Source organism: Actinoplanes regularis, assembly GCF_900188005.1.
Taxonomy (GTDB): Bacteria; Actinomycetota; Actinomycetes; order Mycobacteriales; family Micromonosporaceae; genus Actinoplanes; species Actinoplanes regularis.
In genome coordinates, this window is the sequence record NZ_FZNR01000003.1 from 170,139 (window position 1) to 190,062 (window position 19,924).

The 19,924-nt window shown below is 70.7% G+C and carries 18 protein-coding genes; 10 read left to right on the top strand and 8 right to left on the bottom strand.

Annotated elements, in window-relative coordinates:
• Window positions 1-125: 125 nt before the first annotated feature.
• Window positions 126-581 (bottom strand): GNAT family N-acetyltransferase, encoded by a 456-nt coding sequence (locus tag CHC09_RS10255; RefSeq protein WP_089292807.1) that lies wholly within the window; start codon window positions 579-581, stop codon window positions 126-128.
• Between the two features lie 162 nt (window positions 582-743).
• On the opposite strand from CHC09_RS10255, the gene CHC09_RS10260 reads away from it, so the two are divergent.
• From CHC09_RS10260 to CHC09_RS10270, 3 genes are read left to right on the top strand one after another with little or no spacing between them, the layout of a single operon-like run.
• Window positions 744-1,049 (top strand): metal-sensitive transcriptional regulator, encoded by a 306-nt coding sequence (locus CHC09_RS10260; RefSeq protein WP_089292808.1) that lies wholly within the window; start codon window positions 744-746, stop codon window positions 1,047-1,049.
• 53 nt (window positions 1,050-1,102) lie between these two features.
• On the top strand, window positions 1,103-1,315 hold the full coding sequence (locus tag CHC09_RS10265) for a heavy-metal-associated domain-containing protein (protein ID WP_089292809.1): 213 nt from the start codon (window positions 1,103-1,105) through the stop codon (window positions 1,313-1,315).
• On the top strand, window positions 1,308-2,372 hold the full coding sequence (locus CHC09_RS10270; RefSeq protein ID WP_239138334.1) for a hypothetical protein: 1,065 nt from the start codon (window positions 1,308-1,310) through the stop codon (window positions 2,370-2,372). Before CHC09_RS10265 ends, CHC09_RS10270 begins: the two co-directional genes overlap by 8 nt.
• Here CHC09_RS10270 and CHC09_RS10275 read toward each other — a convergent pair.
• Window positions 2,365-3,501 carry a class I SAM-dependent methyltransferase gene (locus CHC09_RS10275; RefSeq protein WP_089292810.1) on the bottom strand — a complete coding sequence of 379 codons (1,137 nt, stop codon included), beginning with the start codon at window positions 3,499-3,501 and terminating at the stop codon, window positions 2,365-2,367. The two genes, CHC09_RS10270 and CHC09_RS10275, sit on opposite strands and share 8 nt — an antisense overlap.
• Window positions 3,502-3,598: 97 nt before the next feature.
• On the opposite strand from CHC09_RS10275, the gene CHC09_RS10280 reads away from it, so the two are divergent.
• Window positions 3,599-4,255 carry a biliverdin-producing heme oxygenase gene (locus CHC09_RS10280; RefSeq protein ID WP_089292811.1) on the top strand — a complete coding sequence of 219 codons (657 nt, stop codon included), beginning with the start codon at window positions 3,599-3,601 and terminating at the stop codon, window positions 4,253-4,255.
• A 59-nt stretch (window positions 4,256-4,314) separates the two neighbouring features.
• Here CHC09_RS10280 and CHC09_RS10285 read toward each other — a convergent pair whose 3' ends face one another.
• The 3 genes from CHC09_RS10285 to CHC09_RS10295 all read right to left on the bottom strand — a co-directional run bounded on the left by CHC09_RS10285 (window position 4,315) and on the right by CHC09_RS10295 (window position 7,281).
• Window positions 4,315-6,117, bottom strand: a complete 1,803-nt coding sequence (locus CHC09_RS10285) for a DEAD/DEAH box helicase (RefSeq protein ID WP_089292812.1) — start codon at window positions 6,115-6,117, stop codon at window positions 4,315-4,317.
• A gap of 241 nt (window positions 6,118-6,358) precedes the next feature.
• Window positions 6,359-6,583 (bottom strand): DUF3107 domain-containing protein, encoded by a 225-nt coding sequence (locus tag CHC09_RS10290; RefSeq protein WP_089292813.1) that lies wholly within the window; start codon window positions 6,581-6,583, stop codon window positions 6,359-6,361.
• A 38-nt stretch (window positions 6,584-6,621) separates the two neighbouring features.
• Window positions 6,622-7,281, bottom strand: a complete 660-nt coding sequence (locus CHC09_RS10295) for a TetR/AcrR family transcriptional regulator (protein ID WP_089292814.1) — start codon at window positions 7,279-7,281, stop codon at window positions 6,622-6,624.
• 497 nt (window positions 7,282-7,778) lie between these two features.
• Here CHC09_RS10295 and CHC09_RS10300 point away from each other — a divergent pair, with 497 nt between their 5' ends.
• The 6 genes from CHC09_RS10300 (at window position 7,779) to CHC09_RS10335 (ending at window position 16,125) form a co-directional block, all read left to right on the top strand.
• Complete coding sequence (locus tag CHC09_RS10300; RefSeq protein WP_239138335.1) at window positions 7,779-9,311, top strand: Daple; 1,533 nt, start codon at window positions 7,779-7,781, stop codon at window positions 9,309-9,311.
• Window positions 9,311-10,270 (top strand): alpha/beta fold hydrolase, encoded by a 960-nt coding sequence (locus tag CHC09_RS10305; protein WP_089292816.1) that lies wholly within the window; start codon window positions 9,311-9,313, stop codon window positions 10,268-10,270. Before CHC09_RS10300 ends, CHC09_RS10305 begins: the two co-directional genes overlap by 1 nt.
• A gap of 64 nt (window positions 10,271-10,334) precedes the next feature.
• Window positions 10,335-11,216, top strand: a complete 882-nt coding sequence (locus tag CHC09_RS10310) for a DUF3152 domain-containing protein (protein WP_089292817.1) — start codon at window positions 10,335-10,337, stop codon at window positions 11,214-11,216.
• Between the two features lie 180 nt (window positions 11,217-11,396).
• Complete coding sequence (locus CHC09_RS47490; protein ID WP_143232279.1) at window positions 11,397-13,901, top strand: DUF3152 domain-containing protein; 2,505 nt, start codon at window positions 11,397-11,399, stop codon at window positions 13,899-13,901.
• 105 nt (window positions 13,902-14,006) lie between these two features.
• On the top strand, window positions 14,007-15,191 hold the full coding sequence (gene moeZ, locus CHC09_RS10330; protein WP_239138343.1) for an adenylyltransferase/sulfurtransferase MoeZ: 1,185 nt from the start codon (window positions 14,007-14,009) through the stop codon (window positions 15,189-15,191).
• 127 nt (window positions 15,192-15,318) lie between these two features.
• Entirely contained in the window at window positions 15,319-16,125 is an 807-nt protein-coding gene (locus CHC09_RS10335) for a prenyltransferase/squalene oxidase repeat-containing protein (protein ID WP_089292822.1), read from the top strand.
• A gap of 50 nt (window positions 16,126-16,175) precedes the next feature.
• Here CHC09_RS10335 and CHC09_RS10340 read toward each other — a convergent pair whose 3' ends face one another.
• The 3 genes from CHC09_RS10340 to CHC09_RS10350 all read right to left on the bottom strand — a co-directional run bounded on the left by CHC09_RS10340 (window position 16,176) and on the right by CHC09_RS10350 (window position 19,924).
• Window positions 16,176-17,681, bottom strand: a complete 1,506-nt coding sequence (locus tag CHC09_RS10340) for a glycosyltransferase family 2 protein (RefSeq protein ID WP_089292823.1) — start codon at window positions 17,679-17,681, stop codon at window positions 16,176-16,178.
• Complete coding sequence (locus tag CHC09_RS10345; RefSeq protein WP_239138336.1) at window positions 17,678-18,283, bottom strand: hypothetical protein; 606 nt, start codon at window positions 18,281-18,283, stop codon at window positions 17,678-17,680. Before CHC09_RS10345 ends, CHC09_RS10340 begins: the two co-directional genes overlap by 4 nt.
• Window positions 18,284-18,682: 399 nt before the next feature.
• A complete protein-coding gene (locus tag CHC09_RS10350) occupies window positions 18,683-19,924 on the bottom strand; it encodes a glutamate-5-semialdehyde dehydrogenase (protein ID WP_089292825.1) in 1,242 nt (413 codons plus the stop codon).

A 19,924-nucleotide genomic window follows, 5' to 3' on the forward strand; every position in this document is an offset into this window, starting at 1 on the left:
CCCTTCGGGATGGCTGCCTGCCCGGGAGGGCCTGCCTTCGGGTGGCTGCCTGCCCGGGAGAGCTTCCCTTCGGGATGGCTGCCTGTCCGGGTGCCGATCTGTTGCCGGCTCGCTCTGAATCCGGGTCAGGTGAGGCCGAGGACGGCGTTTCGGGTAGGGCGCTGGTCGATCTCCATGTAGCGGTCGGGGCCGGCCAGGGCGGCGAAACCGGAGCGGCGATAGACCTCGTGTGCGTCCTTGGTGGCGAGCAGGAGACGGAGGATGCCACGGCCGGCCATGTCCTCGACGATGCTGTCGACCATCCAGCCGCCCAGGCCGCGACCGCGGTGCTGCTGGTCGACGAAGACGTCGCAGATCCAGGCGAAGGTGGCGCCGTCGGTGACCACGCGGGCGAAGGCCACTTGCTCGTCGCCGTGGAGGACCGAGTACGGCATCGAACCCTCGATCGAGCGGCTGACCAGTTCGTGCGGTCGGCCGGTCGCCCAGTACGACTCCTCGGCCAGCCAGCGGTGCACGCGATCCACATCGACCCGGCTCGTGTCGTCGGTCAGGACGTAGCCGTTCCGTTCGCGGTCTCCCACAGTGACTCCTTCGCGGTTTCCAGGTTCCGCCGCATCGTGTCATGGAGGCCGGACCGCCCCGCCAATACATTCCCAGCGTCTGGGGAGGCGGTACGCCCACCTCTGACACCGATGCCCCGGACAGGCCGGCTTCGAGATACCGCCGGGGGGTATGCTCAGGGCATGTCTGAGGAGGCGCACCCGCAGCACGGCCCGCACGGCTACTCCGGTGACAAGGCCGCCGTCCTCGGCCGCCTGCGTCGCATCGAGGGCCAGATCCGCGGATTGCAGCGGATGGTCGACGAGGATACGTACTGCATCGATGTCCTGACTCAGATCTCCGCGGCGAAGAGCGCGCTGCAAGCGGTCGCGGTCGGCCTGCTGGAAGACCACCTGTCGCACTGCGTCGTGGACGCGGCCCGGGCCGGTGACCCGTCCGCCAAGGTCAAAGAGGCGTCCGACGCGATCGCCCGATTGATCAAGTCCTGAGCGGACACCGCTGAAATAGCGGAAATCTCCAAAATCTCCGAAAGGCGAATGTCATGGCTGTGACCAGCACCTACACCGTCAAGGGCATGACCTGCTCGCACTGCGTCAAAGCGGTGACCGAGGAGATCTCGGCGCTTCCCGGCGTCTCCGATGTGCAGGTCGACCTCGGTTCCGGCGGGGTGTCGGTGACCAGCGCGGCGCCGCTGACCGACGACGCGGTGCGCGCGGCGGTCGATGAGGCCGGCTACGAGCTCGCGGATGCCTGACCGAGAGACGGGCATGGCCGAGCCTCGCAAGAAATCCAGGTGGGCCCTGGATCTGACGGACGCGGAGCTGACCGGAGCGGAGCTGACGGATTCGCACCCGACCGATGAGGCCGCCGCGCCGGCCCGCTCCGGCCCCGAGGGGCGTGACGCCTTCCGCCTGGCCGCGTTCGGCGCCCTGCTGATCGTCGTGCTCTTCGCGGGGTACGGCCTGGGCCGGCTCAACAACGGCACCTCCGCCGACATCTCCGTGACTCCCACGGCCACGACCACCGCCGGTACCCCGGTGATGAACGAGGCCATGCCGCACACGCACGGCACCACCGGCGCCGGCCTTCCCCTGGCCGCCGGTGCCGCGGTCGGGGGCCTCTCGCTCAGCTCCGACGGCCTCACCCTGCGCCCGGCCGGCACCATGTTCCAGGCGGGCAGGAAACAGCGGCTCAGCTTCACGATCGTGGCGGCGAGCGGCGTCCCGGTCACGTCGTACGCGATCGTTCACGACAAGCCGTTGCACCTGATCGTGGCGCGCCGTGACCTCACCGGCTTCCAGCACCTGCACCCGGAGATGTCCGCCGACGGCTCCTGGGGCATCGACCTGACCCTGGCCGAGCCGGGCAGCTATCGGATGATCGCCGATTTCACCGCGCTGGTCGGTGGTCAGCAGGTGGCCACGACGCTGGGCAGTGACCTGACGGTCGCCGGCGACTACACCCCGAAGCCGCTCCCCGCGCCGGAGCGGACGACCACGGCGACGGCGGGCCTCACCGTCACCTACGAGGGAACGCCCAGCACCCGGGCCGTCCAGCCGCTGCTGATGACGGTGACCGGCACGGACGGCAAACCCGCCGCGGTCGAGCCGTACCTAGGCGCCTACGGCCACCTGGTGGTGCTGCGCCAGGGCGACCTCGCCTACCTGCATGTCCACCCCGAGCAGCAACTCGTCGACGGCAAGGTCAAATTCTGGCTGACCGCCCCCAGCCCCGGTGACTACCGGATGTTCTTCGACTTCCAGGTCGGCGGCCGGGTGCAGACCGCCGAGTGGACGCTGAAGGTCAACTGAGCATCAGGGCCAGCGCCGGTTTCACACCCCACTGCCCGACCAGCGCGTCGTATTCCGCGCGCTGTTCGGCGGTGGGCGTCGCGCCCGTCCGGCGGGCGCGCAGCAGCAGGTTGCGTGGGGTGTGCGCGGAGTCGACGAACTCCACGACGTCCACCCGGTAACCGTTCAGCCGGAGCAGGGCGGCGCGCAGCGAGTCGGTGAGGACGTCGGCGAAGCGCTCCCGGAGGATCGCGTGCCGGGTGATCTCACCGTACGGCGACGGGGCGGTGTTGCCCTTGAGCTGTGCGGCGATGTCGTGGTGGCAGCACGGCGCGGCCAGCACCCAGTGGGCTCCCCAGCGCACGGCCTGGGCCAGCGCCTGATCGGTCGCGGTGTCGCAGGCGTGCAGCGCGAGCACCAGATCCGGGGTGAACGGCAGGTCGGCCGCCTCGATCGTGCCGGCCACGAAGGTCACCTCGGCGGAGCAGCCGAGCTGCTCGGCGACGGCACTGTTGCGTACCCGCTGATCCTCGCGGACGTCGACGCCGGCGACCTCGACCGCAACGCCGCGCTCGGCCAGATACCGGTAGGCGGCGAAGGTCAGATAGGCGTTTCCGCAGCCCAGGTCGACGACGCGGAGCGTCGGCGGCAGCTGCTCGGGCAGTGTGGCGGCCAGCGCCCGCAGGAAGGCGTCGATCTGCCGCCGCTTGGCCGCATTACCCCCGAGCACCTCGAAGAGCGGGTCGCCCGGGTCGAGCAGCCACTGCTTGGCGCGGTCATGCGTGGTCTCCGGGGAAGGCCCGGCCGCGGCGGAGCGATGCACCTGGGCCTCGCCCTTCTTGGTGATCCGCAGTTGGAAAGTGACCGAGCCGGTCTCCACGTGCCAGTTGCCGAACGGCTCGGCGAGCAGCTCGTCGATCGCGGCGGTGGCCTCCGCGCCGGGCGTGACGTTCCGCGTGTAGGGCCGGGAACCGTCATCGGTGACGATCTGCAGCCTCGGACCGCTCTTCAAAGAGACGGGGCGAATCTGGGCACGGGTGACCGAGGGCACCTGCCCGCGGCGCCGGCCGGCCGCGACGGCACGGGTCAGCCCCGGGGTGAGGAGGAGTTCGCGCACCTCGGCGAGGGCTTGATCGAGCGGTTGTGGCATGACTCCATTCTGCCCGCCCCGTCAGATCAGGCTGAGGGGCTGTGGACAGCGGCTCCACGCCGCTAGGTTGATCGATGGGCGGCGAAGGGAAGCTCCGATGTGGCATCTGACGGACCTACCGGCCACCGGCGCGCTCTCGGCCCAGCTGCGGAGCATCCTCTCGGACGCGTTCGCCGCCACGCGCCGTAGCCGCTTCGTCGAGTGCCTGTCCACCGGCCGCCTGCCGATCGCCGCCTATGCGGAGCTCGTCGCCCAGCACTGGTTCGTCTACGAATCGCTGGAGCTGGCGACGGCCGCGATGACCGACGACCCGGTGGCGGGCCGGTTCTACTTCCCGGAGCTGTACCGGGTCCCGGAGCTCGAGGCCGACCTGCGTTTCCTGCACGGCCCGCGCTGGCAGAGCCGGATCGCCGCGCTGCCGGCCACCACGACCTACTGCACCCGGATCAGGTGCGCGGCGTTCGACCGGGCGACCGGCTATGTCGCCCACCACGGCGCGCGCTATCTCAGTGATCTCGACGGCGGCCAGTGGCTGGGCGCGGCAGTCCTGGAGGCGTACGCCTTCCGCCGCCAGGGGTACCGCTTCTTCGTCTTCGAGGGCGTCGATCCGGAGCTGTTCCGGGCGCGTTACCTCGACCGCCTGGACACCACGCCGTGGAGTCGTACCGAGCGGGAGGCGTTCCTGGCCGAGGCGGCCGCGGCCGTCCGGCTCAACCTCGACCTGCTGACCGACCTGGGGAACCGCTGGACCTGAGGCGGTACGGCGGAGGAATCCTGGGACCGGAAAGGCGATCCCAGGACTCGGCGAACGCCTCAGGCCTCGGCGGTGCCGACGCCCGCCTCGGAACCGCCGGTCATGCTCTCGGCCGGCTGATCCGTGCCGGCATCCCGGCTGGTCCGCCGGCGGCGCCGCGGACGGGACTCCTCCGAGGAGTCGGCGGGGCCTTCGGGAGAAGGCGCCAGCGGGGCATCGGCCGACGATTCCAGTGGAGCGGAATCCGAGAACGGCAGCGCGGTGGTGGTCCGGCGACGACGGTTTCGGCTGCGCGGAGCCTGCTCCTCAGGAGCCGAGGGCGACTCCGCCGACGACTCGTCCGTTGTTCCGTTCGTACCGCCGGGCTCGGAACCCTGGTCCTCGACGACCCGGCGCCGGCGCCGCTGCCGTGCGGGCCGCTCCGCGCCTTCCTCGGAGGACGACGCGGCCGAGCCGTCGGACGAGGCCGGACCGGATCCGCCACGTGACCGCCCACCGCGATCGCCGCGGTCGCCGCGTCCACCCCGGTCGCCGCGCGACCGGCGGCGTCCGCCACCGCCGAGGTCCTCCTCGACCTCGGCGGAGAGGCCGGCCCGGTTCCGCTCCGCGGTCGGCAGGGTGCCCGAGATGTCGGTCGGAATGTCCAGGTCGGCGTAGAGCGCGGGGCTGGTGTGGTACGTCTCCGGCGGCTCCGGCATGCTCAGCCCGAGCGACTTGTCGATCAGTACCCAGCGCGGCATGTCCTCCCAGTCCACGAACGTCACCGCGACACCGGTGGCGCCCGCGCGGCCGGTCCGGCCGATGCGGTGCGTGTAGGTCTCCGGGTCCTCCGGGCAGTCGTAGTTGAGGACGTGGGTGACGCCGGAGACGTCCAGGCCGCGGGCGGCCACGTCGGTCGCGACCAGCACGTCGATCTTGCCGCTGCGGAAGGCCCGGAGGGCCCGCTCGCGCGCGCCCTGGCCCAGGTCGCCGTGGACCGCGGCGACCGCGAAGCCACGGAAGTCCAGCTCCTCGGCGACCTTGTCGGCGGCCCGCTTGGTCCGCGTGAAGATCATCGTGAGGCTGCGGTCGTTGGCCTGGAGGATCCGCGCCACCATCTCGATCTTGTTGAGCGGATGGGTGCGGTAGACGACCTGCTTGGTCAGCGGCGACGGGCCGCTCTCCGTCGTGTGGCCGGCGTGGATGGTCATCGGGTTACGCAGGAACCGGCGGGACAGCGCCACGATCGGGTCCGGCATGGTGGCCGAGAAGAGCATGGTCTGGCGCTGAACGGGGAGCATCGCCAGGATCTTCTCGACGTCGTCCAGGAAGCCCAGGTCGAGCATCCGGTCCGCCTCGTCGAGCACCAGCGCGCGGACCGAGCCCAGCTTCAGGTGCTTCTGCTTGGCCAGGTCGAGCAGCCGGCCGGGGGTGCCGACGAGAATCTCGACGCCCTTCTTCAGGGTGTCGACCTGCGGCTCGTACGCGACACCGCCGTAGATCGGCAGGACCCGGACACCCCGGGTGCTGCCGGCCGCGGCCAGGTCGCGGGCCACCTGCAGGCCCAGTTCACGGGTCGGGACGACGATCAGGGCCTGGGGCTGGCCGTCGGCGCCCTCGGAGGGGGCGAGAACCCGCTCCAGCAGTGGCAGGCCGAAGCCCAGGGTCTTGCCGGTGCCGGTCGGGGCCTGGCCGATGAGGTCGGTGCCGCGCAGCGCGACGGGCAGCGCGTACTCCTGGATGGCGAAGGCGTGCGTGATGCCGGCCTTGGCCAGCGCCTCCACGGTCTCGGGGCGGACGCCCAGCTCGGCGAAGGTGGGACTGTCCGAGCGGACCGGAGCGCGGTTCGTTACGGGGATCAGAGCTTGCTCATTGTCGGTCATGAAGATTTACGGGTGCCCTCTCGTGGTGCGCCCGTCGAATGTTCTGGGGCGCGGTCTGTAGTGAGGCGCGGGCCGCACGCTCGAAAGCGGGCCACACGCCGGGGCCGCCGACCTTGTCAAAATCGGATCTTGACAGATCGACGTCGGCGGCGACACCAGCCACTCTACCCGACCCAATAGCAGACACACCTGAGAGCAGTTGCAGGAGGGAACCCTGCGACCAGGGTCCCCTCCTGTCAATTCAGCGAGTGGTGAAGCCGAACGGCCGGTGCGAGGCCTCGGCGATCTCCACGTAAGCCAGCTTGGCGACCGGAATGATCACCTTGCGGCCCTTCTCATCAGCGAGCGAAAGGACGCCGTCCTTGGCCAGAGCCTCGGACACTGCCTGCTCGACCTCCGCCGGAGTCTGAGCACTTTCCAGCACGAGCTCACGCGGCGTATGTTGCACGCCGATCTTGACCTCCACGGAGTCCTCCTTTGTCAACCGTGTACCGCTTCGAAAGGCTATCCGATTTCCGGTGTGGTTCCGGCCGTTGAACCGCCCTGGAGGGGGAAGCTCGCGATCCCACGCCAGATCAGAGCGGCGACGAGGCTCTCCGCTTCAGCTTTGGGCGTACGCCGGCCGTTCGCCAGCCAGTACTGAGCGGCCGCGCCGGAGGCCCCGGCGAGCCCGGAGGCGAGCAGCTGAGCCTGGTCCGGTCGCAGGCCGGTGTCCGAGATGATGGTCTCCGTCAGGGCCTCGATGCAGCCCTGCTCGACCCGCTCCACCCGCTGCCGCACCTGCGGGTCGTTCCGCAGATCGGACTCGAAGACCAGACGGAACGCCTCGCTCTCGTGATCCATGAAGTCGAAGTAGGCCTGGACCGCGCCCTTCACCCGCTCCTTGTTGTCCGGCGTGGCCAGCAGCGATCCGCGCACCTTGGCGATTATCGCGTCGCAGTGCGTGTCCAGCAGGGCCAGGTAGAGCTCGAGCTTGCCGGGGAAGTGTTGGTAGAGCACGGGCTTGGAGACGCCCGCGCGTTCCGCGATGTCGTCCATCGCGGCGGCGTGGTACCCGTGCGCGACGAAAATTTGCTGGGCGGCGGCCAGCAGTTGCTTACGGCGTGCCGAGCGTGGCAGCCGAGTGGGGCGAGTGGTCTGAGCCCCGCCGGACGCGGCGGTCATATCTGGTGAACCTCCAGGGGGTCGGTCCCCGCGGTTTGTCGGCGCGGATTGCCCGGATCGGCGCTTGTCGCGGTCGTGTGGGCAATTGTCGCGACGCTGCAACTTATCGCCACTGCAACCACACGGTAGCCTCAGCGGGGGCGAGCGAGGAGCACGCGGTGGATGAAACTGGGCATTCCGGAGACACCGGAGCCGCGGGTGGCGGCAACGGTGCCGACGCGCGTGACCACAATCGGATGAATGGCTGGGTAAACGGCGAAAACCCGTGGTCGAACGCCGGTGCGGCGCTGGAACAGGAGGCTGACGTGCCCTCGTGGCGGCGCGCCAACATCAGCCGGCAGCCGTTCCCGGAGCGTCCGTTTGGGCCCGCTCCCAGTTCGGCCGTGCCGGCCCAGGTGCCACCGCCACCGGGTTTCGTGGACCCCCCGCCGCTCACCGAGATTCCCCCTTCCGGGAACAACGACATACCGTCGGCCTGGCCCGGCGATCGCAGCCGGTTGGCTGACATTCTCGGTCACCGACCGCGTCCGGTCGATCCTGACCCGGGCGCGTCGCCCTCCAGCGCACCCCCTTATCCGTACGAGGGGGATCTCGACGATTCCTACCGCGTCGCCCCGCCGGCCCCCGCGCAACGCGCCGCTGTCCCGCTGGCACGGCCACCCGCCTCCGCGCGCACCGATTGGACGCCCGGCGAGCCGGGCCAGAACCAGGGAGCTCCACTGAGTCGTACCGACGCGCAGTCCGAACCGATCCGCTCCAGGCACGCGCTGGTCAACGACACGTTGGCGCAGGGCCTGCCCCGGGCGGAACCTGTCGCGCAGGCGGGCGACCAGCGGTCGGCGGATGGCGAGCCGGGGCTGCCGACGTACGATGCCGCCAGTTTCTCGCGCCGGAGCTACGAGCCGGTGCCGGTCCCCTTCGGCCCGCCCGGCTACCCCGGCTCCGCGGAGGATTCCAGCTCCGCGCCGGGTGACGAGCCGAGCGGGGCACTGCCCCAGCGCGTCCCGGCCCAGCCGGACGTGCCCCGAGTTCCGGAGCCGCCCTCCGTGGAGCCATCGGCCGAAGCGCCCGCCCTGGCGCGAATCGCCACACACCTGCGCCGCGGTGACGTCGTCCCGGCGCAGGAGCGCCAGGAGGGCTTCGATGTGCAGGCCATCCTCGCCGCGGTACGTGAGGTGCCGGGCGTGCGTGACGCCTCGCTGCGCGCCACTCCGGCCGGTGCGCACAGCCTCCGGCTGGACCTCGCCGACGGCGCCGACGCGGCCGAGGTGAGCCGTCAGGTGGCCCGCCTGCTGCAGGACCGGATGGGTCTGGACGCGGCGATGCCCGGCGCGTTCGGGGGCGCCCCGATCGCGCCGCCGGCCCGAGTCGTGCCCACCCAGGCCACCCGTCCCGGCCGCGCCCCGGTCCGGCCGGTCTCGTCGGCTCCGCTGCCGGCCGCCACGACCTCCGCGCCACCCGCCCCGGCCTTCGTGCCGCCCGCCGCTCCCGCTCCCGCTCCGGTGCCGGTCTCCGCGGTTCCGGTGGCGCCGGTGTCGCCGGCGCCCCTGGTGGAGAAGCCGGCCGCCGTCCTCCCGCGCGACCTCAACCAGCCTCGCCCACTCGACCCGGGCGATCGTCCCGGCCCCCGCGTGTTGATCGAGAACGTGCACGTCAACACGTTCGGTGCGGACGCCACCGTGGAGGTGCGGCTGCGCGCCGGTGACCGGAGTACCTCCGGTGTCGCCACCGGCCCGGCCGTCGACGGTTATCTGCTGCGTCTCTGCGCCACGGCCACCGCCGGCGCGGTCGACGAGCTGCTCTCCACCACCACGCACGCCGATGGCCCGGCCCGCTGCTTCGTGGAGCACGCGGCCGCCGTCTCGTTCGGATCCACCCAGGTCGCGGTGGTGGTGCTGCTGCTCTCCTGCGGGGGCGGCTGGGTCGAGCAGCTGGCCGGCTCGGCCGTGGTCACCGGTGATGACCGGCACGCCATGGTCCGCGCCACACTGGCCGCCGTCAACCGCCGCGTCGAGGCACTGTTGGCCTAGTGAAGGGCGCGGTTCTGGCCGGGGACAGCGAGCTGTTGCCGGAAGGTGAGGTGCCGCCACCCTGGCCCGCGCGGCGGGTCCTGGTGGGCGGCGCGATGGTGCACGTCCGTGACACCCCCGCGCTGCGGCCCGACGCCGAGCCCGCGGTCTACGTGCACGGCCTCGGCGGCTCCTCGCAGAACTTCACCGACCTGGCCGGCCTGCTCGCCGACCGGTTCGCCGGGCAGGCCGTCGACCTTCCCGGGTTCGGCTACAGCGACCCCAGCCCGCGGTATTCGATCCCGGCCTTCGCCACCACGTTGATCGACTATCTGGAGGCGTCCGGCCGGGGCCCGGTCCATCTGGTCGGCAACTCGCTCGGCGGCTCCATCTCGGTGCGGGTAGCCGCGCTCCGCCCCGACCTGGTGCGCACCTTGACGCTGGTCTCCCCGGCCATGCCGTTCCTCAACCCACGCCGCACCGCGCAGGGCCCGCTGCTGCCGCTGCTCGCCCTGCCCAGGGCGGAACGCCTGATGGCCTGGGGACTGACCCGGATCACCGCGGAGCAGATGGCCGAGCAGGTGCTCGCCGCCTGCTTCGGCGACACCAGCAAGGTGCACCCGCAGCGCCGCGCCGAGGCGATGGAGGAGATCCAGCTCCGCTACACGATCGCCCACTATCCGCGCGCCTACCTGGGCACCCTGCGCGGACTGGTGGGCAGCTTCCTGCGGGCCTACCTGCCCGGCGTCAACTCGCAGTGGCGCCTGGCGGAGCGGGTGAAAGCGCCCACCCTGGTGATCGGCGGCCTCACCGACAAGATGGTCGATCCACGAGTGCCGGCCCAGGTGGCCAGGGCCATCCCGGACAGCCGGCTGCTGATCCTGCCCGGCGTCGGTCACGTCGCCCAGATGGAGGTGCCGCGCCTGGTCGGCCGGGCGATCGTCGGCATGCTCGAGGACGTGCGCTCCACCACGGCATAACGCCCATTACAAGATCGACTTGGGTGGGTGTGAGCGGTGCTCATGTGCGAGGCTGAAACTCAAGATGATCTCTCCAGTTTCGTCCGTTCTCGACCCGGAGGCTCCGCCGCCCGCGGAGGACCGCTGGCGCCAGTGGTGGCTCGCGCTGTTCGCGGTCACGATGGTGCTGCTCACGGTGGTCGCGGTGATTTCGCGCCGATCCGGTTCGCAGTCCGGGGCCGCCTCGCCTGCGGCCGCCCTCTCGCCGTCCGCGCGGCCCTCCGCGGTGCCTTCGGCGCGGCATCCGGAGTCGGCCCCGGCTTCGCCTTCGGCCACCTCGCCGCTGGTCGACCCCGAGGTGCTGCAGATCGCGGGCGCGGTCCCGACGCGCGGTTCAGGCACTTTCCGGTACGCCGACAAGCGCGGCCCGATCATGGGAACCAAGGGACCGGTACGCCGTTTCCGAGTGGCCGTGGAGAAGGGCAGCGGCGAGACCGCGGACGCGTTCGCCGCCCAGGTGGTGAGCGCGCTCGGTGACAAGCGCAGCTGGATCGGCGACGGAACGCTGCGCATGCAGCTGGTCGGCGAGCACGAACCGGCCGACTTCACGGTGTTCCTGGCCACCCGGGACACGGCCGGCGCCATGTGCCAGCGGGGTGGCACGAACATCCGGATCGGTGGGGTGCCGTACACGTCCTGCCGGGCGACCGGTCAGGCGATCATCAACCTGGACCGGTACCGCAAGTCGGCCAAGCCCTACCTGAACGCCAAGGTCCCGCTCGCGGTGTACCGCGACTACGTGATCAACCACGAGGTCGGGCACGAACTGGGCCATCACCACGAGGGCTGCCCGAGAGCGGGCGGCCCGGCGCCGGTGATGGTCCAGCAGACCCTGACCACCCGTGGATGTGTCCCGTACGCCTGGCCTCGCCTGCGCGGCAAGCCGCTCGTCGGACCCGGGCTCTGACTCCCGCCCCGCCGGCCGGTCCGCCCGGTGTCGCCGGATCGCGCGAGGCGGACCGGCTCTACGCGCGGGCCGACTCGGATCCTCCAGGTGGGTGCGGGTGCGCGGTGGGGTGTGGTTCTTCCGGTGGGGAATGCGATTCCCCTGTGACGGGCGGCGAGTCATGGCAGGCTGGCCATTGTTATGGCAAACGCGACAAATGCCTCTTCTGATCCGGCAGCCGGCGCGACCCCGCCCGCCGCCGGTCGGCGTGCCCGCAACGAGCCCGCCGACCGACGCGCCCGCAATGAACCGACCCGAGCGAAGGCGACGGCCGCGGCGACCGGGACGTCGACGAAGAGCGTCGTCACCGCACCGGCCGACAGCGCGAAGACCACCCGGGCGAGGAACGCCGCCGGCGAACCGGCCAAGCCCCAATCCGCTGAAAAATCCCCGGTGCCGAAAGCGGCCAAGACCTCCGGGCCGCGCGGCGACGTCACCGAGGAGCAGGCGGCCCCGCCGCGGTCCGCCCGGGCCACGACGCCACGCAAGACCGTCACCCAGGCCGCCGATCAGGTCCCGCATGCCACAGCCGAGCAGGAGGAGCCCGGCCCGTCCGGCGGCCGGCATCGTCGCAAGGCCGAGCCGCTCGAGAACTCCACCGGCCGCCACCGGATGACCGCGGACAGCCCCCGAGCTCGGCACCGAGCCGAACCGTCCGCGGAGGCGCCCCAGTCCCCGCCGGACGTCGACCCGGAGACCGGATTGCCGCCCGGCATGACCCGCGGAATCCTGGAGCTGGCCGCGGAGCGCCTGGCCGCGTCTCGTTCCGTTCAGCCCACCGACGGGGAAGAGCCCGAGCCGGCCGAGGAGCCCCCGCGCCCAGCCGCACGTCGAACCGGGCGTTCCGCGGGGACTCCCGGCCTGCGCGCCCCGGGCGCGTCGACCGCCGGTACCCGCCCGGGTCTCGGCTCCCGGCCGCCCCTGGCCTCCCGCCCGCCGGCCGGCCCGCCCGAGGCGGTACGCCCGCCGACCAACTATGCCGAACCGGAGCCGCGCCGCCCGCGAGCCACTTCACCCGACGAGACCGCGGCTGACCCGTCGGATTCGGATTCCGGGCCCGGACGTCCCGCCCGCCGCCGTCCGATCGTCCGCCCGGCCCCGCCGGTGTCGCCCGCACCGCTGAGTCACCCGGCCCCGCCCGTGTCGCTGAGCCATCCGCAGCAGTTTGTCCAGCCGCTGGTGACGGCAGCGGGCGACTCGTCGTGGCAGCCCGAGTCCTCGGCGGCGTACCAGGGATCGGGCGTACCGCAATCGCCTGCGGTTTTCCAGCCGGAAGAGCTGCTCGCGGCCCCGCCAGGTGACACCGCGCCCGATACCGCCGAGATCCCTCAGGTGGTCCCCGAGCCGGAGACCGAGAGCCCCGTCGGGTTCTGGTCGACCACCGATCATCCGCCGGCGGGTCTGCCGCGCAGCGTCCGTCTCCCCGCGACTCTTCCCGAGGGCCTCTGGCACCAGACCATCCGTCGGCCGGCCCCCGACGACCACCCGACTGACGAGCAGCCGGCTTGCGTCGAAGCGCCGGAGAACGCGCCGCTGGCCAGCACGGCACCGGACAGCACGGCACCGGACAGGGCAGCACCGGACAGGGCAGCACCGGACAGCGCAGCACCGGACAGCGCAGCGCCGGACAGTGCAGCGCCGGACAACGCGGCGCTGGTCAGCCCGGTGCTGGAGGACGAGGTCCCGGAGTTCGAGCCGCCCGCGAACCGGCTCCCGCATCAGCCCGTCCCCGCCCGGCCGCCCTCCGGTGACGACGCGCCGATCGTCGAGATCGACCGCACCGTCCCCCCGCCGGACGTCGACGGGCCCGCCGAACTCCACGCGCGGCTGACCCCGTCCGGCCGCAAACTGCTACGTCGGCGCCGCCGGGTCACCTTCATGGCGTACCTCCTGGTCGTCGCCATGGTCCTGGTGATCGGCCATGAGCTGCGGGATCGGCGGCAACCCGCCGCGGTCGAGGGCGGGGCCGCGCGACACGCGGCCGAGCCGATCGGCGCCGCCGCGCCGCGGCAGGATCCGGACCGGACGGATCAGGTGGGCTCGGTGCAGGGCGCCGAGCCGACCGCCGACAAGCCGTCCGGCAGGCCGGGCTATCTGACGTACGTCACGACGCGCGGCCCGATCCTCGGCGAGTCGGGCGACCTGTACCAGTTCAGGGTCGCTGTCGAGGAGACGGTGCCCGGCGTCTCGGCCGACGACTTCGCCGAGATGATCGATCGCACCCTGGGCGACGAGCGGAGCTGGATCGCCGACGGCAAGGTGCGCCTGCGCCGGATCCCGAAGCCGGACGGCCACCCGGACTTCACGATCTACCTGGTCTCTCCCGAGACGTCGGAGAAGATGTGCGCCGTGGGCGGCCTGCACACCGAGGGTTTCACGTCGTGCCGGGTGCCCCGCCAGGTGATCATCAACGGTGACCGCTGGGCTTCCGGGATCCCGGATTACAAGGGCCACCTGGACGAATATCGCCAGTACACGCTCAACCACGAGGTCGGGCACGAGTTCGGGCACGGTCACGAGGCCTGTCCGGGCAAGGGGAAGCCCGCGCCGGTGATGCAGCAGCAGACGTTCGGTCTGGACGGCTGCACCCGCAACTCGTGGCCGTTCCTGCACGGCAAGCGGTACGCCGGTGAGCCGAGCCCGTGAATATTCCGCGATCCCGCATGTCGGGCCGTGGCCGACGTCATGGGCGCGAAGCCGTCGAACGAGCAACAATGGGCGGCGATCCTTACCACCGAACCCGGGGAGTGAATTGTGGCTCTGCCCCCGCTCGTCGAGCCGGCCGCTGAGCTGAGCGTCGACGAGATCCGCCGCTATTCGCGTCACCTGATCATCCCCGACGTCGGGATGGACGGGCAGAAGCGGCTGAAGAACGCGAAGGTCCTCGCGGTCGGCGCGGGCGGCCTCGGCTCGCCGACGCTGATGTACCTCGCCGCGGCCGGCGTGGGCACGCTCGGCATCATCGACTTCGACACCGTCGACGAGTCCAACCTGCAGCGGCAGATCATCCACGGCGTCTCCGACGTCGGCACGCCCAAGGCGGAGTCGGCCGCGCGCAGCATCGCGGAGATCAACCCGCTGGTGAACGTGGTCATCCACAACACCGCGCTGGACCGCGACAACGTCAAAGAGATCTTCAGCCAGTACGACCTGATCGTCGACGGCACCGACAACTTCGCGACGCGTTACATGGTCAACGACGCCGCGGTGCTGCTCGGCAAGCCGTACGTCTGGGGTTCGATCTACCGCTTCGACGGTCAGGCCTCGGTCTTCTGGGAGGAGCACGGTCCCTGCTACCGCTGCCTCTACCCGGAGCCTCCGCCGCCCGGCATGGTTCCGAGCTGCGCCGAGGGCGGCGTCCTCGGCGTGCTCTGCGCGTCGATCGGCTCGATCCAGGTCAACGAGGCGATCAAGCTGATCACCGGCATCGGTGAGCCGCTGGTCGGCCGCCTGATGGTCTACGACGCCCTGGAGATGGAGTACCGCAGGATCAAGGTCCGTAAGGACCCGAACTGCGCGCTCTGCGGGGAGAACCCGACCGTCACCGACCTGCTCGAGGACTACGAGGACTTCTGCGGCGCGGTCTCCGAGGAGGCCCAGGAGGCGGTGACCGGCTCGACCATCACCGCCCGTGAGCTCAAGGAGTGGCAGGACTCCGGCAAGGACGTGTTCCTGGTCGACGTCCGTGAGCCGGCCGAGTGGGAGATCAACCGGATCCCGGGCGCGGTCCTGATCCCCAAGGGCGAGGTCCTCTCCGGCGAGGCGCTGTCGCGGTTCCCGCAGGACCGGCAGATCGTGCTGCACTGCAAGTCGGGCGTGCGCTCGGCGGAGGCGCTGGCGGCGCTCAAGGCGGCCGGCTTCAAGGACGCGGTGCACGTCCAGGGCGGCATCGTCTCCTGGGTCAACACCGTCGACCCGTCGCTGCCGTCGTACTGATCGTTTCGGAGGTCGGCGCCGCGGTGCCGACCTCCGAAGTGTGACAGCCCAGTGTCAGAATCGGACCATTGCGACAGATGGTCGAACGTGACGGCGAATCACGAGATCGGCGGGTAGCTTCTCTATCGTGGTCGATATCGATGCCGCCATCGGTTACGTCGTGGCCCATGGTGACCCAGTCGAGCGCGCACGCCTGTCCTACCTGCGGACAGGTCAGCCAGCGTCTCCGGAGATCATTGACCGGCTCTCCGACGGTCAGATGGCGGCGGGCGGCTGGCCCGCGTCAGCCGACGGCCAGGTCCCATCGATCGATGCCACCTGCTTCCGCCTCAGCGAGCTCGACGACCTCGGTGGTCTGCAGGCCGGTCCGGTCGCCGAGCGCGCGCTGCAGTGGCTGGCCGACGCCCAGCGCTCCGACGGCACCTGGCAGGAGCACGAGTCGCTGGCCGGCGAGGCCCCGGCCTGGGCGATGCCCGGCGACCCGGAGGCCACGCTCTACCTGACCTCGGTGGCCGGCTTCTGGCTGACCGCGGCCGCCGTCGAGATCGACCCGTACCAGACTCGCGGCCGCTATGCCGATGTGCTCGCCCGCGCCGCCGGCTTCGTCGCCTCCCAGTTGCGGCCGGACGGGTCGTGGCCGTCGTTCCTCGCGGCCGGCTGGCACGCGATCGGGCTGCTTCACCAGCAGCAGTACTTCTACGAGTCGTCCCGGGTGCAGATAGTCCTCGGTGAGCGGCTGTCCGAGATGGCACCGGCCGATGCGGCCGCGATGGCGGCCGCGCTGCGCCGGGTCAACCTGGGCGACGACTGGCTGCTTCGGAACGCGAGGAAGAGGCTGGCCGAGACCCAGCGGCCGGACGGCGGCTGGGACAGCAACGAGGGCCCGATCTTCGACGTCAACATCACTCTGACCGCGCTGCGCGCCTGCCGCTGAAACGAACGTGGGCCCGGCCGATCGAGATCGGCCGGGCCCACGGACAGACCTCAGACGGCGAACCCGCGGTGCCGTCGGACCAGCTTGCGCAGCATGAAGACGGTCTGCGAGATGGTGGCGAGGTAGAGGATCGGCCAGCCCAGCGAGAGAATCGCCGACTGGACCCCCACGCTCTGCTGGCTCCACGCGTAGATCGCCCCGCCCAGGACGGCGATCAGCACCACCAGCGGCATCACGTAGGCGGAGCCCTTGCCCTTCTCGGCGTTCGCCTGCGCGGCCCAGTTGTCCTTGTCGGTCTGGGCGAGGAACTGGGTCCAGGCGGAGACGAAGTGGCCCATCCGGATCCACATGTACAGCTCCGCCGGCAGGAACAGTAGGGCGTAGAGGATGTCCGAAGCGCTCTTGTCCTTCATCGCCAGCGCGAGCCGGAGGTTCAGCAGCGCCGCGACGGCCGGCGGGATCAGCCAGATCGGGTTGAAGACGAACGCGTGGATCGACAGCGCGGCCACCAGCAGCATCAGGAAGCCCAGCCGCGAGGAGATGTTGAAAATCATCGAGATGTTCTCGTACCACCGCAGGCGCAGGTTGGGGTGCAGCGGCTGGCCCTTGTTGTCACCCCGCTGGCCGGGCCAGAAGAGGTCGATGGCGCCGAAGTTCCACTTGACCTGCTGACCGTGCAGCGCGCGGAGGTTCGTCATCGGACCCACGAAGGCACGGGCGGTGGCGCTGATCTTGGTGCTGAAGCCGGCGTCCTTGATCTGGAGCGACAGCTTGCTGTCCTCCACCTCGCTGTCACGGACCCACGGCGCCTGCTGGTGGTGGCGGACCATCACCATCTCCAGCGCCCGCATGCTGAACAGGCTGCACTGCCCGCCCAGCACGGCCATGTTGCGGCCACGCAGGAGGTTGTCCATGTTGAAGGCGCCGAACTGCGCCCGCTGGCCGGCGACCAGGAAGCGGGCCATCAGTCCGCGGTACCGGCTCTTGTCGATGGTGTAGATGGCGCTCAGCCCGCCGATCCGCGGGTCGTCCGTCATTTCCAGCTCGAGCCGCTCCACCGTGTCGCGGGCCAGCGTCGTGTCGCCGTCCACGCCCAGGATGTAGTCGTAGCCGCGGGACAGGAAGTAGCCGTAGTTGAGGGCTCCGACCTTCTTGTCCGGGTTCACGCCCATGTCGTGGACGTGGACCGTCGTGGTGAACTCCTCGCCCTTCACGGTCCGGGTGTGGTAACCCTCGAAGCCGCGGGCGATCTCGGGGGTGTCGTCATCGGTGTTGTTGATGATGACGTGGATGACGTCCGGGAGCCGCGTCTGGGCGAGGAGGCTCTTCAGGACGTCGCCGATGGTCTCCTGCTCGTTGTAGCAGGGGATGATGCAGCTGATGGTGGCGTGCCGGGGCCGGGCGGCGGCGACCTGGTCGGCGACCACCTCCGCGGCCTCCAGAACGGCCAGCTGTGGCACGGCGGGCGGGAGCGCCAGCGTCCCCGCCTTGGCGCTGCGGGGCAGCAGGATTCGGCGGTCGGTAGCTCGGCGAAGGCCGGGACTTCTCTCGGTCATCGTGTGGTGCCATTCGTCAGCAGCGGCAGGGTCAGGGTGTCCAGGGCGGTGGAACGGTAGTAGCTGTTCGACTTCGGGGTGGTCTCCACCAGGAGATCCAGCCGAACGGAGAGCGTGAGCGCCGCTGCTCCCGCTGTCGCCGCCGGCAGCGTCACCACCGTGTTGTAGGGGTACGGCGGAGTGACGTCGAACTGGCCGCTGTCGGTGGCGACCGTGTCCCGCTTCGTGCCGTCGTCCTGGATCACCTCGAAGGTGCTGACGGTGACGCGGTGGGTGCTGTCGGCGTCCTCGATGTGCGCGGAGACATTGATCGTCTTGATCGACTCGGCGGTGTAGAGCTTGGCATTGTCCGCGGTCCAGTAGGTCAGCTGGACCGAGAAGTTGCCCTGCTTGAGGCGGTGGGTGACCGTGCCGGGGTCCAGCGCGCCGCTGGCCCGAGCCGGTACGGCGACCGACGCGCTCGTCGAGGGCGCGGGTTCGGCACCGGAGTTGCTGGTCGGCTTGTCGTCGACCAGCGGCCTACTGCTGCTGGTCAGCTGTTCGAGGCTGTCGCAGCCGGTCAGGCTGCCACAGAGCACAGCGGCTGCGATGCCGACTGCCACACTTCGGGGGAGACGCACTAGTGATCTCTCGCTTCGGGATCCGGCTGACGACTGCTGGCGCTGCGCCTGATCGGAGACGTAGTGCAAGAGCCGCGGCGGGGCCGCAGCTCTTGCACTGTTGGCTCGACCTCTCCCCAATCGGTGCAAGGGTTCGCACCGAATCGCTTGCTCAGCAGCGTGTTGCCGCTCGTGACGGCATGTCGGTTGCCAGTGGGGAGGTCGCCGAGCAAAGTCGGCAAACCGTTCTGCAACCTGAGCGATCCCGTCGCTCAACCGAGGATCGGGCACCTTCGGCCGACGCTCATCGCCGTACGGACGGATGGCTTTATCTGTTGATATTTCGGGTGTCAGCCGATCGGCCGACGCCGCGGCGAACCGCGGGCCGGCCGATGAGATCGTCTAGCGGGTGTGGCCGTTGCCGGTGACGATGTACTTCGTCGAGGTCAGCTCCGGCAGGCCCATCGGGCCGCGCGCGTGCAGTTTCTGGGTGCTGATGCCGATCTCCGCGCCGAACCCGAACTCGCCACCGTCGGTGAACCGGGTCGACGCGTTCACCATCACCGCGGCCGCGTCGACTCCGGCCACGAAGCGCCGGGTGGCGCCGACCGACTCGCTGACGATCGCCTCGGTGTGCCCGGTCCCGTGCCGCCGGATGTGGTCCAGCGCGTCGTCGAGCGAGTCCACGACCGCGACCGCGATGTCGGCGGAGAGGTACTCCGTGTCCCAGTCCTGGTCAGTGGCGGCGATCACCGCGTCGCTGTAACCGGCCACCCGGGCGTCGCCGTGCACGGTCACGCCCCTGGCCGCCAGTTCCTCCAGCACCAGGGGCAGGAACGAGTCCGCGATCTCGATGTGCACCAGCAGCGACTCGGCGGCGTTGCAGACCGAGTTCCGCTGGGTCTTCGAGTTGATCGTGATGGCGAGCGCCTTCTCCAGGTCGGCGGCGGCGTCGACGTACACGTGGCAGTTGCCCACCCCGGTCTCGATCACCGGCACCGTGGACTGCTCGACCACCGTCCTGATCAGGTCGGCGCCGCCGCGCGGGATCAGCACGTCGACCAGGCCGCGGGCACGCATCAGGTCCTTCACCGAGTCGCGGGTGGTGGCGTCCAGCAGCTGGATGGTGTTGGTGGGCAGGCCGGCGTCGGCGACCGCCTTGCGCAGCACCGAGACGATCGCCGCGTTCGACGAGAAGGCCGAGCGGGAGCCGCGCAGCAGGGCCGCGTTGCCGGACTTGAGGCAGATGCCGGCGGCGTCCGCGGTCACGTTCGGCCGACCCTCGTAGATCATGCCGACCACGCCGAACGGCACCCGGACCTGCCGCAGCTCCAGGCCGTTGGCGAGGGTGGAGCCGCGCACCACGTCACCGATCGGGTCCGGCAGGGCGGCGAGCTGGCGCAGCCCGTCGGCCATCGCGGCGACCCGCTCCGGGTTCAGCGCGAGCCGGTCGATGATCGCCTCCGAGGTGCCGTCCTGCCGGGCGTTGGCGATGTCGACGGCGTTCGCCGCGATGATGTCGTCGGTCCGTTCGACCAGGCGGTCGGCCATCAGCAGCAGAGCCGCGTCCTTCTCCGCACGGGTGGCCCCGGCGAGGTCGATAGCGGCAATCCTGCCCGCAGCAGCCTGCTCCAGCACGCTCAT

Bases quoted from the DNA above. Each gene is read 5' to 3' on its own strand.
- CHC09_RS10260 (WP_089292808.1), top strand. From the start codon at position 744: ATGTCTGAGGAGGCGCACCCGCAGCACGGCCCGCACGGCTACTCCGGT.
- CHC09_RS10265 (WP_089292809.1), top strand. From the start codon at position 1,103: ATGGCTGTGACCAGCACCTACACCGTCAAGGGCATGACCTGCTCGCAC.
- CHC09_RS10270 (WP_239138334.1), top strand. From the start codon at position 1,308: ATGCCTGACCGAGAGACGGGCATGGCCGAGCCTCGCAAGAAATCCAGG.
- CHC09_RS10275 (WP_089292810.1), bottom strand. From the start codon at position 3,501: ATGCCACAACCGCTCGATCAAGCCCTCGCCGAGGTGCGCGAACTCCTC.
- CHC09_RS10280 (WP_089292811.1), top strand. From the start codon at position 3,599: ATGTGGCATCTGACGGACCTACCGGCCACCGGCGCGCTCTCGGCCCAG.
- CHC09_RS10285 (WP_089292812.1), bottom strand. From the start codon at position 6,117: ATGACCGACAATGAGCAAGCTCTGATCCCCGTAACGAACCGCGCTCCG.
- CHC09_RS10295 (WP_089292814.1), bottom strand. From the start codon at position 7,281: ATGACCGCCGCGTCCGGCGGGGCTCAGACCACTCGCCCCACTCGGCTG.
- CHC09_RS10310 (WP_089292817.1), top strand. From the start codon at position 10,335: ATGATCTCTCCAGTTTCGTCCGTTCTCGACCCGGAGGCTCCGCCGCCC.
- CHC09_RS47490 (WP_143232279.1), top strand. From the start codon at position 11,397: ATGGCAAACGCGACAAATGCCTCTTCTGATCCGGCAGCCGGCGCGACC.
- CHC09_RS10340 (WP_089292823.1), bottom strand. From the start codon at position 17,681: ATGACCGAGAGAAGTCCCGGCCTTCGCCGAGCTACCGACCGCCGAATC.
- CHC09_RS10350 (WP_089292825.1), bottom strand. From the start codon at position 19,924: ATGAGCGTGCTGGAGCAGGCTGCTGCGGGCAGGATTGCCGCTATCGAC.